Here is a 15,584-nt window from a genome sequence, read left to right as displayed (position 1 = left end):
CGCCGGCATGAAGGGAAAAGCCCGGAAAACAGGGCTGGGTATGGGGCCAGACAGCGCTTACTTATCGGAATAAAAATAATGCCAAATCAACCAAACTCATCGTTCAACGCCGGCGGCCGCACGCGCGCCTTCGCTCTGGGCCAGCGGCTCTCCGGGGTGGCGCTGCTGGCCGCCCTGCTCGCCGGGTGTGACAACAGCGTCGCGCACAACGCCCCGCCACCGCCGCCGGTGGTCAGCGCCGCCAGCGTGGTGGTCAAACCGATCAGCCAGTGGGATGCGTTCAATGGCCGGGTCGAAGCGGTGCAAAGCGTACAGCTGCGCCCGCGAGTTTCCGGCTACATCGAGCGGGTCAACTACACCGAAGGCGACGAGGTGAAGAAAGGCCAGGTGCTGTTCACCATTGACGATCGCACCTACCGCGCCGCGCGCGAACAGGCGCAGGCGGAGCTGGTGCGGGCGCGCAATCAGGCAGCCCTCGCGCGCAGCGAATCTTCGCGAACCGAGAAACTGATCGGCACTCAGGCCATCTCGCAAGAGGTGTGGGAACAGCGCCGTTCGTCCGCCGCGCAGGCGCAAAGCAACGTGCTGGCGGCGCAGGCCCAGCTCGATATGGCGCAGCTTAATCTCGACTTTACCCGCGTCACCGCCCCGATCGACGGGCGCGCCGGCCGCGCGATGATCACCGCCGGCAACCTGGTCACCGCCGGCGACAGCGCCAGCGTGCTGACGACGCTGGTATCGCTCGATAAGGTTTACGTCTATTTCGACGTGGATGAGGCGACCTTCCTGCGCTATCAGCAGCAGGGCCGACACGACGCGCGCCTGCCGGTGAAGGTGGGCCTGGTGGGCGAAGACGGCACTCCGCATCAGGGGCTGGTGGACTTCACCGACAACCAGTTGAACGCCGGTACCGGCACCATCCGCATGCGCGCCCTGCTCGACAACCGCGATCGCCGCTTCACGCCGGGGCTGTTCGCCCGCGTGCAGATGCCCGGCAGCGCCGAGTTCAACGCCATGCTGATCGACGACAAAGCGGTGATGACCGATCAGAACCGCAAGTTCGTTTACATCGTCGATAAAGACGGCAAGGCGCAGCGCCGCGACATCGACGTGGGCCGGATGGCCGAAGGATTGCGCATTGTGCAAAAAGGCCTGGTGAACGGCGATCGGGTGATCGTCGACGGCATGCAGAAAGTGTTTATGCCGGGCATGCCGGTCGACGCGAAAAGCGTCGCCATGACCACCACCGCCTCCGCCCTTAACTAAGCTCCCAGCAGAGAATTCTGACCCATGGACTTTTCCCGTTTTTTCATCGACCGGCCGATCTTCGCCGCGGTGCTGTCGATACTGATTTTTGTCGCCGGGGTGATCGCCATTCCGCTGCTGCCGATCAGCGAGTACCCGGACGTGGTGCCGCCCAGCGTGCAGGTACGCGCCGAATACCCGGGCGCCAACCCGAAAGAGATCGCTGAAACGGTGGCGACGCCGCTGGAAGAAGCGATCAACGGCGTCGAAAACATGATGTACATGAAGTCGGTCGCCGGCTCCGACGGCGTGTTGGTGACCACCGTCACCTTCCGCCCGGGCACCGATCCCGATCAGGCGCAGGTACAGGTGCAAAACCGCGTGGCGCAGGCCGAAGCGCGCCTGCCGGAGGACGTACGCCGCCAGGGCATCACTACCCAGAAACAGTCTCCGGCGCTGACGCTGGTGGTGCATCTGGTATCGCCTTCCGGCAAGTACGACTCGCTGTACCTGCGCAACTACGCCACCCTGAAGGTCAAAGATGAACTGGCCCGCCTGCCGGGCGTCGGTCAGGTGCAGATCTTCGGCGCCGGCGAATACGCAATGCGCATCTGGCTCGATCCGAACAAGGTCGCCGCGCGCGGGCTGACCGCCTCCGACGTGGTGAGCGCCATGCAGGAGCAGAACGTGCAGGTCTCCGCCGGCCAGCTCGGCGCGGAGCCGATGCCGACGCGCAGCGACTATCTGCTGTCGATCAACGCCCAGGGCCGCCTGCAAACCGAAGAAGAGTTCGGCAACATCATTCTCAAGAGCGGTGATAACGGCGAGATCGTGCGGCTGCGCGACGTGGCGCGCATCGAAATGGGTTCCGGCAGCTACGCGCTGCGCGCCCAGCTCAATAACAAGGATGCGGTCGGCATCGGCATCTTCCAGTCGCCGGGCGCCAACGCCATCGAGCTGTCGGACGCGGTGCGCGGCAAGATGGCCGAGCTGGCGACCCGCTTCCCGGACGGCATGAGCTGGAAATCGCCGTACGATCCGACGGTGTTCGTGCGCGATTCGATCCGCGCGGTGGTCGACACCCTGCTGGAAGCGGTGATCCTGGTGGTACTGGTGGTCATTCTGTTCCTGCAGACCTGGCGCGCCTCGATCATTCCCCTGTTGGCGGTGCCGATCTCCGTAGTCGGCACCTTCGCCGCGCTGTATCTGCTCGGCTTCTCGCTCAACACCCTTAGCCTGTTCGGGCTGGTGCTGGCGATCGGCATCGTGGTGGATGACGCCATCGTGGTGGTGGAGAACGTCGAGCGCAACATCGAAGAGGGGCTGTCGCCGCTGGCGGCGGCGCACCAGGCGATGCGCGAGGTCTCCGGCCCGATCATCGCCATCGCCGTGGTGCTGTGCGCGGTGTTTGTGCCGATGGCGTTCCTCTCCGGCGTTACCGGCCAGTTCTACAAACAGTTCGCCGTCACCATCGCCATCTCGACGGTGATCTCCGCCATCAACTCACTGACCCTGTCGCCGGCGCTGGCGGCGCGCTTGCTGAAGCCGCACGGCGCGCCGAAAGATCTGCCGTCGCGCCTGATCGACCGGCTGTTCGGCTGGCTGTTCCGGCCGTTCAACCGCTTCTTCGCCAGCGGCTCGCAGCGTTATCAGCACGGGGTATCCCGCGTGCTGGGCCGACGCGGCGCAGTGTTCGTCGTCTACCTGCTGCTGCTGGTCGCCGCCGGGGTGATGTTCAAGACCGTGCCCGGCGGCTTTATCCCGACGCAGGACAAGCTGTATCTGATTGGCGGCGTGAAAATGCCGGAAGGCGCCTCGCTGGAGCGCACCGATGCAGTGATCCGCAAGATGAGCGCCATCGGCCTGAGCGTGGACGGCGTCACCGATGCGGTGGCCTTCCCCGGCCTGAACGCGCTGCAGTTCACCAATACGCCCAATACCGGCACGGTGTTCTTCGCGCTGGAGTCATTGAGCACCCGTACCCGCACCGCGGCGCAGATCAACGCCGAGATTAACGCGCGCATTTCTCAGATCCAGGAAGGTTTCGCCTTCTCGATCATGCCGCCGCCGATCCTCGGCATCGGCCAGGGTTCCGGCTATTCGCTGTACGTGCAGGATCGCGGCGGGCTGGGTTACGGCGCGCTGCAGACCGCGATCAACACGATGTCCGGCGCCATTATGCAAACGCCGGGCATGGGCTTCCCGATCTCCTCTTATCAGGCCAACGTGCCGCAGCTGGACGCCAAAATCGATCGCGACAAGGCCAAGGCCCAGGGGGTGCCGCTCAATGCGCTGTTCAGCACGCTGCAGACCTACCTCGGTTCGTCTTACATCAACGACTTTAACCGTTACGGCCGCACCTGGAAGGTGATGGCGCAGGCCGACGGCCAGTTCCGCGACAGCGTGGAAGACATCGCCAACCTGCGTACCCGCAACGACAAAGGCGAAATGGTGCCGATCGGCAGTATGGTCAGCATCGGCACGACCTACGGCCCGGATCCGGTGATCCGCTACAACGGTTTCCCGGCGGCGGACCTGATCGGCGACGCCGATCCGCGCGTCCTCTCCTCTACCCAGGCGATGAGCGCACTGACGCAAATGGCCGACAAGCTGTTGCCGAACGGCATGAACATCCAGTGGACCGATCTGAGCTACCAGCAATCGACCCAGGGCAACGCCGCGCTGGTGGTGTTCCCGGTCGCGGTGCTGCTGGCGTTCCTCGCGCTGGCGGCGCTGTATGAAAGCTGGACGCTGCCGCTGGCGGTGATCCTGATCGTGCCGATGACCATGCTGTCGGCGCTGTTCGGCGTGTGGTTGACCGGCGGCGACAACAACGTGTTCGTGCAGGTCGGGTTGGTCGTTCTGATGGGGCTGGCCTGCAAGAACGCTATTCTGATCGTCGAGTTCGCCCGCGAGCTGGAAATGCAGGGCAAAGGCATCGTCGAGGCGGCGCTGGAAGCCTGTCGCCTGCGGTTGCGCCCGATCGTGATGACCTCCATCGCCTTCATCGCCGGCACCATCCCGCTGATCCTCGGCCACGGCGCCGGCGCCGAAGTGCGCGGCGTCACCGGCATCACGGTGTTCTCCGGCATGCTGGGGGTCACGCTGTTCGGGCTGTTCCTGACGCCGGTGTTCTACGTCACCCTGCGTCGCCTGGTGGCACGCAAAACGCAGCCGCAGACGGCGTAATCCTCGTCTTAACATGCAAAAAGGTCGGGCATTGCCCGACCTTTTTTTATGCATCAGAACCGCGATTATTTATCGGCGGTTTCGGCCTCTTGCGCGGCGGCGTATTCCGCACAGGCGCGCTTGTCGCCCCGCTCCAGTTCGGCCAGCGAGTCAGCCACGGTGTGGCGCGCCAGCACCGCGAGCGAAGCCTGCTCGGCCTCGTTCACCACCGATTTGAAATACCAACAGGCGTTGGCGCTCACCAGGCAACGGGCCGGCACTTCAGGGCGTGAGGCCCAGATGCGCTTGTCGTCGATCACCGCCAGGTAGATATCCCGCAGGGTAATCTCTTCCGCCGGGCGGCCAAGGTGGATAGAGCCGTTTCGGCCCAGGGTGGAAACGATGATGCCGTCTTTGGTCAGCGGCACCATCAGTTTGCGGATAAAGCTCGGGTTAGCTTCCAGAGTGGCGGCGAGCGTGGCGCTCGTCGAACGCATGCCCTGCTTCTCAGCTACGGCGACGCTAAGGACCATTTGCAACGCTGTCGGAAAGCGAAAATCTAACATGTCGTTATCTCTGCGAGACGAAATACTCGGGTTTGGCCGGTGCGGCGATTAGCGCCGAACACACCGCTTAATCGCACAATAATATAACAAACGCGGGGGCTTTTTTGAAGTTTTGCCCAGTGATATCGCACGCAGACATTAGAACGATCGTCGAATTCGCGGGCAGACAAAAAGCAGAAACCCGCGTCAATGTTAACGCCGCTCGCTTAACCGAGTTAAACGATCAGAACTAACACTGCCCGCGGGTTTAATTCGAATGCGTCGATCAGGCTCTGTTCAGCACCAGCTGGCCGTTTTTGTCCAACGGGATTTGGGTGCCCGGATCGTGATCCATGCGGATCTTGCCCTGCTGATTGCCGATCTTGTAGGTCACGTCATAGCCCAGCATTTTCTGAGACTTGTCGTAGACCGTTTTGCAACGCTGCTGAACGCTGGTGGTGACGTCGTTATTCTGCATCGCCCCTTGCACCTGGTTACCGGCGTAGCCGCCGCCCAGAGCGCCCACCACGGTCGCCACGTCGCGTCCGCGACCGCCGCCGAACTGGTGGCCGATCACGCCGCCCGCCACTGCGCCCAGCACAGAACCGGCGATGCGGTTTTCATCCTGCACCGGTGCACGGTGCGTGACGGTGACGTTGCGGCATTCCTGACGCGGCGTTTTGATGGTTTCTTTAATCGGCGTTGCGGCGAGCACCTGCGCATATTGCGGACCGGCAGAAAAGACGTCCAGGCTGGCTACCGCGGCAATCCCCAGAGCGGCAGCGATGCCAATCCCAACACCGGCTAACATTGACTTGTTCACAGGAAACCTCCTGAAAGTGTTACCACGCATTTTTTCCGGGTCTGTTACCGGCATGGCACCGCGCTTATTATTTTGCGCATGGGCGGCTTGCGGTATCCCGGTTTACGGCGTGCGCGACGCGCCGTCTGTAAACGAGGTAAAGTCTGCACAATGATTTGAGGGCTCGCAATAAGACAAGGGGACCAAAAATGCGGGAAAACGGCCGTTTTGCCGTTGTTTAGGAGGAATCTTAAGAATTTTACCCATGTCGGCGACAGCTTATGCTGAAGAATCAAGCAACCGCCGCCGTTAGCCTCGCCCCGCCATAAAAAAACCCGCGCGGGCGAACCGGCGCGGGTTGATCGACAACGGCGGGATCAGTGCATCTTCAGACGCGGGCGGATCACCCGGTTAATGCCGCCCACCAGCATCATCAGGCCGGTTTTGATGTAGCCGTGCAGCGCCACCTGGTGCATGCGGTACAGCGAGATGTAGACGAAACGCGCAATGCGCCCTTCCACCATCATCGAGCCGCGCATCAGATTGCCCATCAGGCTGCCGACGGTGCTGAAGCGCGACAGCGACACCAGCGAACCGTGGTCTTTGTACACGTAAGGCTTCAGCGTCTGACCGTTCATCAGCGCCAGGATATTGGTGGCGCAGCGTGAGGCCATCTGGTGCGCCGACTGGGCGCGCGGCGGCACGAAACCGCCGCCCTCTTTCGGGCAAGAGGCGCAGTCGCCGATGGCGAAGATGTTCGGATCGCGCGTGGTCTGCAGCGTCGGCTCCACCACCAACTGGTTGATGCGGTTGGTTTCCAGGCCGCCGATGTCCTTCATAAAGTCCGGCGCTTTGATGCCTGCCGCCCATACCATCAGATCGGCGTCGATGAACTCGCCGCCCTTGGTATTCAGGCCTTTGGCGTCCGCGCTGGTCACCATGGTGTTGGTCAGCACGCGCACGCCCAACTTGATCAGCTCCTGGTGCGCCGCAGCGGAAATGCGCGGCGGCAGCGCCGGCAGAATGCGCTCGCCGGCTTCGACCAGCGTCACGTTGAGCGCGCTGTTGTCCAGGCCTTCAAAACCGTAACTGTGCAGCTGTTTCACCGCGTTGTGCAGTTCGGCGGACAGTTCAACGCCGGTGGCGCCGCCGCCGACGATGGCGATGTTGACCCGCTCTTTTTGCCCCGGCTGCGCCGAGAACTTCAGGAACAGGTTAAGCATTTCGTTGTGGAAACGACGTGCCTGATGCGGGTTATCCAGGAAGATGCAGTGCTCTTTCACGCCCGGCGTACCGAAATCGTTTGAGGTGCTGCCCAGCGCCATCACCAGGATGTCGTACGGCAGTTCACGCGCCGGCACCAGCTCGCCGCCCTGCTCGTCGCAGATCTGCGCCAGCTGCAGCGTTTGCGTCTCGCGGTTGATGTTGGTCAACGACCCCAGCTGGAAACTGAAATGGTGATTGCGCGCGTGCGCCAGGTAGCTGAGCGCATCCACGCCGTCATCGAGGGAGCCGGTCGCCACTTCGTGCAACAGCGGTTTCCACAAATGGCTGTGGTTGCGATCCACCAGCGTGATCTCGGCTTTGTTCTTACGGCCAAGTTTATGGCCCAGGCTGGTCGCCAGCTCCAGACCACCGGCGCCGCCGCCGACAATAACGATTTTCTTCTTTGGCGTTGTCAAAATAACCCCCTAAATGTGAACCATTTGTTATCCCAGGGTAAATAAATAATATCCTTAGAATACATAGGGTTCGCGTAAAATAAATCGGCTCTCTGCAGCCAGAATAGCATGTGAGGTTATTTGGTCATACCAAAATTGACGTACATCAATTTTTTTTGGTTAAAGGCTGGACGAGGGCATTTTTTGGGGATTGCGATTCAAATAGTTAGCGCTGAGTCACAGTTTTAAATTTTGCCGATTGCCACGCAAAATCTGGCTTTGGCGCACAAAAAAGCCGCACTTTCCGTCGGTGAAAAACGGGGAGCGCGGCTCGCGGCAGCGTTATGAAACTGTTAACCCAGCGCCTTGAACGCCTTGAGCCGCTGCAGATGCGGCGAGATGTTTTTGAACTTGTGCGTCTGCTGTTCATCCCACACGATCTCGTAGTAGTGATGCAGCAATTCGGCGCTGCGCCGGTTATCCAGCACCTCGTCGTGGCGCGACAGCACCACCAGACAGCGATCGCGGTTTTTCTCGCGGAAATCCTCCACGCACTTGGTGGCGATATCGCGATACTCTTCCGGCCGGTCTATCTTGCCGTGCATGTGCTCTTCCGGGTACAGGTTGGGATTGAACATCGCCTGGCGAATGCCGCACAGGAAGCCGATGCGCTCCGCCCAGAAGCCGCCGAGGCCGACCCCGCAGATCAACGGGTGCGCATCGCCGCCCTGCTGCACCGCCTTGTCCACCTCTTTCAACAGATGCTGCATGTCGTGACGCGGGTGCAGCGTGCTGTAGCTGATAAAGCGCACATCCGGATCGATAAACTGCAGCTGTAACACCTTTTCATGATTGCCGGGGCTGGTGGAATCGAAGCCGTGCAAATAGATAATCATGTGGATCCTCGCAACAAGCCAAGGGCCGCGGGCGCGGCCCTCATCATTTCCGCTCTGCGCCGCGATGCGGCGCCTGGATTCACCCTTGCGAACGCTGCTTGTGCTCCTCCCAGCGTTCGCTCAGCGCGGTGAGCGCCTTGTGCGCCTGCTGCCAGCGCTCGGAGTCGCGCAGTTCCTGACGGGTGAACTGACCGCGATGATATAACCGCTTCACCTTCTCTGCTTTGACCGGGGACAGGTTATCCAACACGCTGACCGCGCCTGCGCGGTGGTTGCACACCAGGATCATATCGCAACCGGCATCCAGCGCCGCCTGGCCGCGTTCGGCATAGCTGCCCATGATGGCGGCGCCTTCCATCGACAGATCGTCGGAGAAAATCACGCCGTCGAAGCCCAGTTCCTGACGCAGGATCTGCTGCAGCCAGTACGGCGAGCCGCTGGCCGGACGCGGGTCCGCTTCAGTATAGATGACGTGAGCCGGCATGACGGCGTCCAGCAATTGACGATTGATCAGCTCGCGGAAGATCGCCATGTCATGCTCGCGGATCTGCGCCAGCGGCCGCGGATCGCGCGGGGTTTCCTTGTGCGAATCTGCGCTGACGGCGCCGTGCCCCGGGAAGTGCTTACCGGTGGTTTTCATGCCGGCGCTGTGCATGCCGAGGATAAAGCGCTCCGCCATCACCAACGCCTGCTGCGGATCGCTGTGGAACGAACGCTCGCCAATCGCCGCGCTGGCATGGCCGATGTCCAGCACCGGCGCAAAGCTGATGTCGATATCCTGCGCGATCATCTCCGCCGCCATCAGCCAGCCGGCCTCCTGCGCCAGGCGACCGCCTTCTTGCGCATCGTTCAAGGCGGCGAACGATTGCGCCGCCGGCAAGCGGGTGAAGCCTTCGCGGAAACGCTGCACGCGTCCGCCCTCCTGATCCACGGCCACCACCAGCCGATCGTGCGAAGCGGCGCGGATCTGGCGCACCAGCTCACGCAGCTGCTCCGCATCGTGGAAATTGCGGGTAAACAGGATCAATCCGCCAACCAGCGGGTGTTTCAAAATCTCGCGTTCTTCTGCATCCAGCTCGTAGCCGGCGACATCTAGCATTACTGGGCCCACGGGCACCTCACTTCATATTGTTCGTTCAGAATTCGGATGATGATAAACAGAATTGCCGGCGCAGCGCCGCGCCCCAGCGCAAAAATTCAACGTCGCCGCTCTGCTGCCAGCGCACTTCAAACCACAGCAGCATCAGATAATCCACCCACGGCAGCCAGCGCTGCACCTGCGCCTGCAGCCGGGCGACGTCGTGATAGCCCTGACGCGCATAGTGCTGCAAAAAGCGCTGCTGCGGCTCAGCCGCCCAGCGGTTGCCGCGAAACAGCGCGGCGATATCCAACGCCACATCGCCGTCGGCGGCATACTCCCAGTCGATCAGCCGCAGCCCCTCGCCGGTCGCGAGCAAATTGCCCGGGTGGATGTCCATGTGCAGCGGCGCCAGGCGTAATGGCCGCGGCGGCGCGCAGCGTAAGAAATGACGCTGCCAACGCAGCCAGGCGGGGGTTAAACGCCGCGTATCCAGCTGCTGCCAGTAGCGGAGGAACTGCCGCCGCAGATCCAGCCGGTAACCGCTGAGCGGCCGCCGATGCAGCGTCGTCGCCATCGCCGCCAGCCCGCCGCGTTGATTCAGCATGTCAAACTCAGCTTCTGTGACGATGTCACCTTCGAGCCATTCGAGGACAAGCCACTGATTATTCTGCGCGAAAACCCGTGGCCCCAGCCCCGACGCGCAGCGACGCAAGACCTGCGCTTCCCGCCGTCTGCTCACGCCCAGCGCGCGTTTCTCCGCGCTGTTTTGCCGCGCCAGCAGCGTAATGCCCGATCCGTCGATGCGCCAGCTCTCGCCGGTCAGCCCCTGCACCGGGCTGAAATGACAACCGGCGGTATTCACCGCCGGCAGTCTGGTTTCCATCAATTGTCGCAGCGCGGCCTCAGCGTTTAACGGCGCCATTGCCCGACCAGACGATCTCTCCGGTTTGCACCAGCATCAGCTGCATATCCAACGCCGGCGACTTCACGTCGCCGCTGACGTCGCTGTACAACACGTACTGCGCGCCGACGATGCGCGCCAGGCCAATCGCCTTGCTGCGCGAACCGAAGCTGTCATCCGCCGACAGGCCCAGCGTTTGTCTGGCGCTCGTCAGCTTCGCTTCCGGCACCACGCTGAAAGTGGAGTTCGACGCCAGCGCCTTATACAGCGCCGCGGTGGCTTTGCCCATCTGCAGCGAACCGTTGGTGTTGTTCTTGACGCTGTCCAGCAGCAGTACGCTGCCGGCCGTGACGCCATCGGCCTTCAGCATCTGATTCACCAGCGGCTGAACGCTGCCCAGCCAGTCGAGCTGCTGGATTTTCGGCGGCTGCGGCACCGGCTCGGTGGTTGGCGGCTGCGGCTGCTCGACCGGCGGCGTTGGCTGTTCCGGTTCGGCGGTGACCGGCGGCAACGGCTGATCCGGCTCAGGCGGGCGCGACAGACAGCCGCTCAGGGTGAATGCGGCCAGCGCCACTAAGACGTACTTTTTCATGCTTTTTCTCCAAACCTGGCAAGCGCTTACAGGTACAGATACAGACGCGCGCTTTTAGCTTCCAGATTACCGTTAATCGAGTAGATTTTGGCGTCCGAGTTAGGCGCCACGACGATCTCACGCGGTTTCTCGAAGGGGCGAATATCCAGCCCCTGCGCGTCGTACCAATAGAAACGATAATGCACGGTGACCGGCGTCGGTTGGCTGTTATTGAGCACCGAAGTCGCCATCACCCGCCCGGAAGCGTTCGAGACAGAGGGCGTATCGGCAAAAATGCCGGCGGTCAGCACCGAAGGATCCATCACCACCGTTTGCCCCCGGTTAACCGCGATGCCGGATGGCGAACTGCACCCCATCAGCAACGCGGCGGGCAGCGCCAACGCCATCAGACAACGCAGAGTTTTTTTACCGCGCATGATTTCCTCGCTTAACGTGACAGCAGCGGCCCCAGCGAGCGGCCACCGACCAGGTGCATATGAATATGATAGACCTCCTGACCGGCGTGGCGGTTGCAGTTGACGATCAGGCGGTAGCCATCCTCGGCGATGCCTTCCTGTTCGGCGATTTTTGCCGCGGCGGTGATCATGCGGCCCAACGCGGCCTCATGCTCAACGGTCACGTCGTTGACGGTTGGGATCAGCACGTTGGGAACGATCAGCACATGGGTGGGCGCCTGGGGGGAGATGTCACGGAAAGCGGTGACCAGTTCATCCTGGTAAACCACATCAGCAGGGATTTCGCGGCGGATAATTTTACTGAAAATCGTTTCTTCGGCCATCTGGCGTTCCTTGTTTTACACAATTAGCTGTACGCAGTATGAGTGACAAATTCTACTGCTTTCAACCTGATTGCGCACTTTCCACGTCGAGTGCTGCAGATTCGCGCAGCCCGGCCCCCCGCTTGTGCATCTTTTCACTTTGGTTATTCACTATTGTTGCTTTACTTGCCTCGCGCCGCCGCCAATAGTAACCCCATGATTAACAAAGGATAGAGGGCGTTATGTTACCGAGAATTTCGGCGCTGTGCGCGCTGTTGCTGAGCGCCGCCGTGCAGGCGGCCACGACGAGCGGTATCGACCTGCAGGCTAACCGAGAGCCGATACACACAGAGAAAAACCCCGCCGCTATCGCGCTGATCCCGGCGAACTTTCACTTCGCGGTGCCCGGCAAGCTGACGGTGGCGGTAGCATTCGAGAACTCCCCGCCGCTGGCGCTGTTCGCCGAAGACAATAAAACGCTGATCGGCAGCGATCCGGACATCGCCCGCCTGGTGGCCGATAGCCTCGGGCTGGAGCTGAATCTGGTGCCCACCTCCTGGGAAGATTGGCCCTTGGGCATCAGCGCGGGCAAATACGATGCGGCGATCTTCAATATCGCCGTCACCAAACAGCGTAAAACCAAATTCGATTTCGCCACCTACCGGGTGGACACGCTGGGCTTTTACGTCAAATCCACCAGCCACATCACCTCGATCAACCGCCCGCAGGACGTGGCCGGGCTGCGGATCATCGTCGGATCCGGCACCAATCAGGAAAACATTCTGCTGGGATGGGATAAGCAGAATCGCGCCGCCGGGCTGCCGCCGGTACAGCCGATCTACGTGACCGACGACGCCGCCACCAACCTCAGCATTCAGTCCGGGCGCGCCGATGCGTTCTTCGGCCCCCACTCCACCGGCGCCTACAAGGCGGCGCTGACCGGCAAAACCAAAATGGTCGGCATCGGCCCCAACGTGGCCTACGTCGCGGTCACCACCAAAAAAGGCAACGGGTTGGTGAACGCCGTCAACGCCGCGATCAATGGCGCGATCGTCAGCGGCGAATACGCGCAGGTGCTGGAACGCTGGGGCGAAGGCGATGAAAAGGTCGAGCGTTCAACCATCAACCCGCCGGGCATCGGCGACTAACCGCCGATCAGCTGCGGAGCATGCCGACGCATCCACTCGGCCAGCGAGTCCAGCGTCGGCCGCAGCGATTTGCCTAGCGCGGTGACCTGATACTCCACCCGCGGCGGCACTTCGGGATACACCTGCCGCGTCACCAGACCACGCTGCTCGAACAGCCGCAGCTGGCGCGTCAGCTCTTTTTGCGCGATGGGTGCCACCGCCCGCTGCAGCTCGCTGAATCGCACCGGGCCATCGATTATGATCAGCCGATACAGGATGGGTATCGCCCATTTGCCCGACACCAGATTGACGAAGTCCACCATCGGGCAGGGTTCGCCCGCCGTCGGCAGCGCCGACAAATTATTTTCCGCCGTTAAGGGCGCTTGCGTCGTCATTTCATCCCACCTCGCCCTTTAGTATCCAAAAGGTTCCTACTATGCAAAAGGAACTATAGCGCAAATAATGCCGCAACAGACGCTAAAGAGGAATCGGTTATGTCACGACTGCAAGGCAAATACGCATTGATTACCGGCGGCACCAGCGGCATCGGGCTGGAAACCGCCCGCCAATTCATCGCCGAGGGCGCAACGGTGGCGATCACCGGCCGCAGCCAACGCGCCCTGGACGCGGCGGGCCAGGCATTGGCAGGCAACGCGCTGCTGCTGCTGAGCGACGCCGGCGACATCCCACAGCAGCGCGCGCTGGCGCAGCAGTTGGAGCAACGGTGGCCGCGGCTGGACGTGCTGTACGTTAACGCCGGCGACGTCACGCATCGCCCGCTGCAGGAGTGGGATGAGCAGAGCTACCAGCGGCTGATGGACATCAACCTGAAGGGGCCGTTCTTTCTGATCCAGGCGCTGCTGCCGCTGCTGGCCAACCCTTCTTCAGTGATCCTGTGCGGTTCGGTCAGCGCCCATATCGGCCTGCCGCAGAGCAGCGCCTACGCCGCCAGCAAAGCCGGTTTGTTGTCTTTGGCCAGAACGCTCTCCGGCGAGCTGCACGCGCGCGACATTCGCGTCAACGGCCTCAGCCCCGGCCCGACCGAAACCCCGGCGCTGGGTAAGCTGGGGCTGGCGGAAGCGGATGAGCGGGCCTTGCGCGACGATATCCGCGCGCTGGTGCCGATCGGCCGCATGGGCAGCGCGTTGGAGCTGGCCAAAGCGGCGGTGTTTCTGGCGGCGGATGAGTCGGCCTTTATGGTCGGCGCGGAGCTGCAGATGGACGGCGGCGTGGGGAATTTATAATTTGGCGACGCGGCCGCGCCCTGCGCGGCCCGCAAGATCACCCCAGTCCAGGGATATCGACGCCGAAAGTCTGCAGCAGCAACACCACGTTGAGCAGCACAATCACCACCGTGCCGACCACCGCAGCCAGGCTGGTCCAGCGACCGTTGGCGAATTCGCCCATGATGTCGCGGCGACGGGTGAACATTACCAGCGCAATCATCGGCGCCGGCAGCGCCAGGCTCAGCACCACCTGGCTGTAGACCAGCGCGTCGGTGGCGTTGACGCCCATCGCCACCACGATGAACGCCGGCACCATGGTGACCAGACGGCGCACCCACACCGGGATACGGAAACCGACGAACCCCTGCATGATCATTTGTCCGGCCATGGTACCCACCACCGAGCTGGAAATGCCGGAGGCGATCAGCGAAGCCAGGAAGATGCCGGCCGCCGCCGCGCCGAACAGCGGCGTCAGCGTATGGTAGGCGGTGCCAATTTCGGCCACGTCGCTGTTACCGGCGTGGAAGGCGCTCGAGGCCATGATCACCATCGCAATATTCACCAGCCCGGCCAGCGCCAGCGCGATCACCACTTCAATATTGGAAAAACGCAGCAGCTTGCGCCGCTCGCCGTTGTCGCTGGCCGGGCTGCGGTGCTGGGTCAGCCCCGAATGCAAGAAAATGGCGTGCGGCATCACGGTGGCGCCGATAATGCCGACGGCGATGGTCAGCGCTTGGGCATCCGGCAACTGCGGCGTCACCATACCGATGCCGGCCGCCTGCCAATCCACCGGCACGATGAACATTTCCACCAGGTAGCACAGCGCGATGATGCCCACCAGGCCGCCGATCATCAGCTCAACCGGACGAAAACCTTTTTTCTCCACCATCAGCAGCGCATAGGTGATCACCGCCGTCACCCCCATGCCCGCCAGCAGCGGCATATGGAACAGCAGCGCCAGCGCGATCGCCCCGCCGAGAAACTCCGCCAGATCGGTGGCCATCGCCGCCACTTCGCTGAGCAGCCACATGCCGATCACCACCGGCCGTGAAAACTGGTCGCGGCACATCTCCGCCAGATTGCGGTTGGTGACGATGCCGAGCTTGGCCGACAGCGCCTGGAACAGCATGGCGATCAGGTTGGCCATCACCACCACCCACAGCAGGCTGTAGCCGTATTTCGCCCCGGCCTGGATGTTGGTGGCAAAGTTACCGGGGTCCATATAGGCAATAGAGGCAATCACCGCCGGACCGGCGAACAGCAGTGGCGTAAAGGCGCCGCGCTTGCGCCCGGCAAGGGCGGCGCCAATCGCGATGTTGGTCCGTTCGGTTAACGATGAGGGGGTTGCCGCGTCTCGCATGAAGTACCCTTAATCTTTTGCTGGTTATTTTTCCACCGATCATGCTGACAATGTAGCATCGGCTACACTTTATGCAACAGGCGAAATTAATGGGCTTTGTGTAGAGATATTTCTAACTACCACAATGCATGGCATCGAATTGATAATGTGTGCTATTTGGACTAACTTAGGGCAACCCTCCCCGCATTGCCGGGAGACGCCATTTTTATGCTTACAGGACGCC

General features: G+C 61.9%; 15 protein-coding genes. 4 read left to right on the top strand and 11 right to left on the bottom strand.

Going from position 1 to position 15,584, the window contains the following annotated elements; genetic code table 11:
* The first annotated feature begins 78 nt into the window (after positions 1 to 78).
* Together sdeA and sdeB are read left to right on the top strand one after the other, a co-directional pair.
* Complete coding sequence (gene sdeA, locus ACJ8PE_RS19320; RefSeq protein WP_197792823.1) at positions 79 to 1,266, top strand: multidrug efflux RND transporter periplasmic adaptor subunit SdeA; 1,188 nt, start codon at positions 79 to 81, stop codon at positions 1,264 to 1,266.
* A gap of 24 nt (positions 1,267 to 1,290) precedes the next feature.
* Complete coding sequence (sdeB, locus tag ACJ8PE_RS19315) at positions 1,291 to 4,434, top strand: multidrug efflux RND transporter permease subunit SdeB (RefSeq protein WP_442536832.1); 3,144 nt, start codon at positions 1,291 to 1,293, stop codon at positions 4,432 to 4,434.
* Between the two features lie 65 nt (positions 4,435 to 4,499).
* On the opposite strand, the gene ACJ8PE_RS19310 is transcribed toward sdeB, so the two are convergent.
* From ACJ8PE_RS19310 to hinT, 9 genes are all read right to left on the bottom strand, one after another.
* Entirely contained in the window at positions 4,500 to 4,979 is a 480-nt protein-coding gene (locus ACJ8PE_RS19310) for an RrF2 family transcriptional regulator (RefSeq protein ID WP_033642703.1), read from the bottom strand.
* 265 nt (positions 4,980 to 5,244) lie between these two features.
* A complete protein-coding gene (locus ACJ8PE_RS19305; RefSeq protein ID WP_004928798.1) occupies positions 5,245 to 5,781 on the bottom strand; it encodes a glycine zipper 2TM domain-containing protein in 537 nt (178 codons plus the stop codon).
* Positions 5,782 to 6,137: 356 nt separating this feature from the next.
* Positions 6,138 to 7,442: an NAD(P)/FAD-dependent oxidoreductase gene (locus ACJ8PE_RS19300; RefSeq protein ID WP_004928794.1), complete on the bottom strand. Its 1,305-nt coding sequence runs from the start codon at positions 7,440 to 7,442 to the stop codon at positions 6,138 to 6,140.
* A 332-nt stretch (positions 7,443 to 7,774) separates the two neighbouring features.
* Entirely contained in the window at positions 7,775 to 8,317 is a 543-nt protein-coding gene (gene ycfP / locus ACJ8PE_RS19295) for an alpha/beta hydrolase YcfP (protein ID WP_015377468.1), read from the bottom strand.
* 79 nt (positions 8,318 to 8,396) lie between these two features.
* Positions 8,397 to 9,416, bottom strand: coding sequence for a beta-N-acetylhexosaminidase (gene nagZ / locus ACJ8PE_RS19290; protein ID WP_404768968.1), 1,020 nt, complete (start codon positions 9,414 to 9,416; stop codon positions 8,397 to 8,399).
* A gap of 37 nt (positions 9,417 to 9,453) precedes the next feature.
* Positions 9,454 to 10,320, bottom strand: a complete 867-nt coding sequence (gene thiK, locus ACJ8PE_RS19285) for a thiamine kinase (protein WP_197792817.1) — start codon at positions 10,318 to 10,320, stop codon at positions 9,454 to 9,456.
* Positions 10,301 to 10,891, bottom strand: coding sequence for a penicillin-binding protein activator LpoB (lpoB, locus tag ACJ8PE_RS19280; protein WP_044031470.1), 591 nt, complete (start codon positions 10,889 to 10,891; stop codon positions 10,301 to 10,303). The genes thiK and lpoB overlap by 20 nt, the downstream gene beginning before the upstream one ends.
* A 26-nt stretch (positions 10,892 to 10,917) precedes the next feature.
* Positions 10,918 to 11,307, bottom strand: coding sequence for a YcfL family protein (locus ACJ8PE_RS19275; protein ID WP_025302428.1), 390 nt, complete (start codon positions 11,305 to 11,307; stop codon positions 10,918 to 10,920).
* Between the two features lie 11 nt (positions 11,308 to 11,318).
* Positions 11,319 to 11,669 (bottom strand): purine nucleoside phosphoramidase, encoded by a 351-nt coding sequence (gene hinT, locus ACJ8PE_RS19270; RefSeq protein WP_004928776.1) that lies wholly within the window; start codon positions 11,667 to 11,669, stop codon positions 11,319 to 11,321.
* A gap of 221 nt (positions 11,670 to 11,890) precedes the next feature.
* Between hinT and ACJ8PE_RS19265 the strand changes: the two genes are divergently transcribed.
* Complete coding sequence (locus ACJ8PE_RS19265) at positions 11,891 to 12,796, top strand: transporter substrate-binding domain-containing protein (RefSeq protein ID WP_197792815.1); 906 nt, start codon at positions 11,891 to 11,893, stop codon at positions 12,794 to 12,796.
* On the opposite strand, the gene ACJ8PE_RS19260 is transcribed toward ACJ8PE_RS19265, so the two are convergent.
* On the bottom strand, positions 12,793 to 13,170 hold the full coding sequence (locus ACJ8PE_RS19260; RefSeq protein WP_080273385.1) for a winged helix-turn-helix transcriptional regulator: 378 nt from the start codon (positions 13,168 to 13,170) through the stop codon (positions 12,793 to 12,795). The genes ACJ8PE_RS19265 and ACJ8PE_RS19260 overlap by 4 nt on opposite strands.
* Positions 13,171 to 13,269: 99 nt before the next feature.
* Here ACJ8PE_RS19260 and ACJ8PE_RS19255 point away from each other — a divergent pair, with 99 nt between their 5' ends.
* On the top strand, positions 13,270 to 14,019 hold the full coding sequence (locus tag ACJ8PE_RS19255) for an SDR family oxidoreductase (RefSeq protein WP_197792813.1): 750 nt from the start codon (positions 13,270 to 13,272) through the stop codon (positions 14,017 to 14,019).
* 37 nt (positions 14,020 to 14,056) lie between these two features.
* Here the strand turns inward: ACJ8PE_RS19255 and ACJ8PE_RS19250 are convergent, their stop codons facing one another.
* The gene (locus ACJ8PE_RS19250; RefSeq protein ID WP_033642695.1) at positions 14,057 to 15,361 is read right to left on the bottom strand and encodes an Nramp family divalent metal transporter; all 1,305 of its coding nucleotides are present in this window, start codon (positions 15,359 to 15,361) and stop codon (positions 14,057 to 14,059) included.
* Positions 15,362 to 15,584: the final 223 nt, after the last annotated feature.

The sequence above is a fragment of the Serratia sp. CY74737 genome, from assembly GCF_052166775.1.
Lineage (GTDB): Bacteria > Pseudomonadota > Gammaproteobacteria > Enterobacterales > Enterobacteriaceae > Serratia > Serratia ureilytica.
The sequence above is the reverse complement of the archived record's forward strand: the minus strand, read 5'-3'. Positions and strand labels throughout refer to the sequence as shown.

Bases quoted from the DNA above. Each gene is read 5' to 3' on its own strand.
- sdeA (WP_197792823.1), top strand. From the start codon at position 79: ATGCCAAATCAACCAAACTCATCGTTCAACGCCGGCGGCCGCACGCGC.
- sdeB (WP_442536832.1), top strand. From the start codon at position 1,291: ATGGACTTTTCCCGTTTTTTCATCGACCGGCCGATCTTCGCCGCGGTG.
- ACJ8PE_RS19310 (WP_033642703.1), bottom strand. From the start codon at position 4,979: ATGTTAGATTTTCGCTTTCCGACAGCGTTGCAAATGGTCCTTAGCGTC.
- ycfP (WP_015377468.1), bottom strand. From the start codon at position 8,317: ATGATTATCTATTTGCACGGCTTCGATTCCACCAGCCCCGGCAATCAT.
- nagZ (WP_404768968.1), bottom strand. From the start codon at position 9,416: ATGCTAGATGTCGCCGGCTACGAGCTGGATGCAGAAGAACGCGAGATT.
- thiK (WP_197792817.1), bottom strand. From the start codon at position 10,320: ATGGCGCCGTTAAACGCTGAGGCCGCGCTGCGACAATTGATGGAAACC.
- lpoB (WP_044031470.1), bottom strand. From the start codon at position 10,891: ATGAAAAAGTACGTCTTAGTGGCGCTGGCCGCATTCACCCTGAGCGGC.
- ACJ8PE_RS19275 (WP_025302428.1), bottom strand. From the start codon at position 11,307: ATGCGCGGTAAAAAAACTCTGCGTTGTCTGATGGCGTTGGCGCTGCCC.
- hinT (WP_004928776.1), bottom strand. From the start codon at position 11,669: ATGGCCGAAGAAACGATTTTCAGTAAAATTATCCGCCGCGAAATCCCT.
- ACJ8PE_RS19265 (WP_197792815.1), top strand. From the start codon at position 11,891: ATGTTACCGAGAATTTCGGCGCTGTGCGCGCTGTTGCTGAGCGCCGCC.
- ACJ8PE_RS19260 (WP_080273385.1), bottom strand. From the start codon at position 13,170: ATGACGACGCAAGCGCCCTTAACGGCGGAAAATAATTTGTCGGCGCTG.
- ACJ8PE_RS19255 (WP_197792813.1), top strand. From the start codon at position 13,270: ATGTCACGACTGCAAGGCAAATACGCATTGATTACCGGCGGCACCAGC.
- ACJ8PE_RS19250 (WP_033642695.1), bottom strand. From the start codon at position 15,361: ATGCGAGACGCGGCAACCCCCTCATCGTTAACCGAACGGACCAACATC.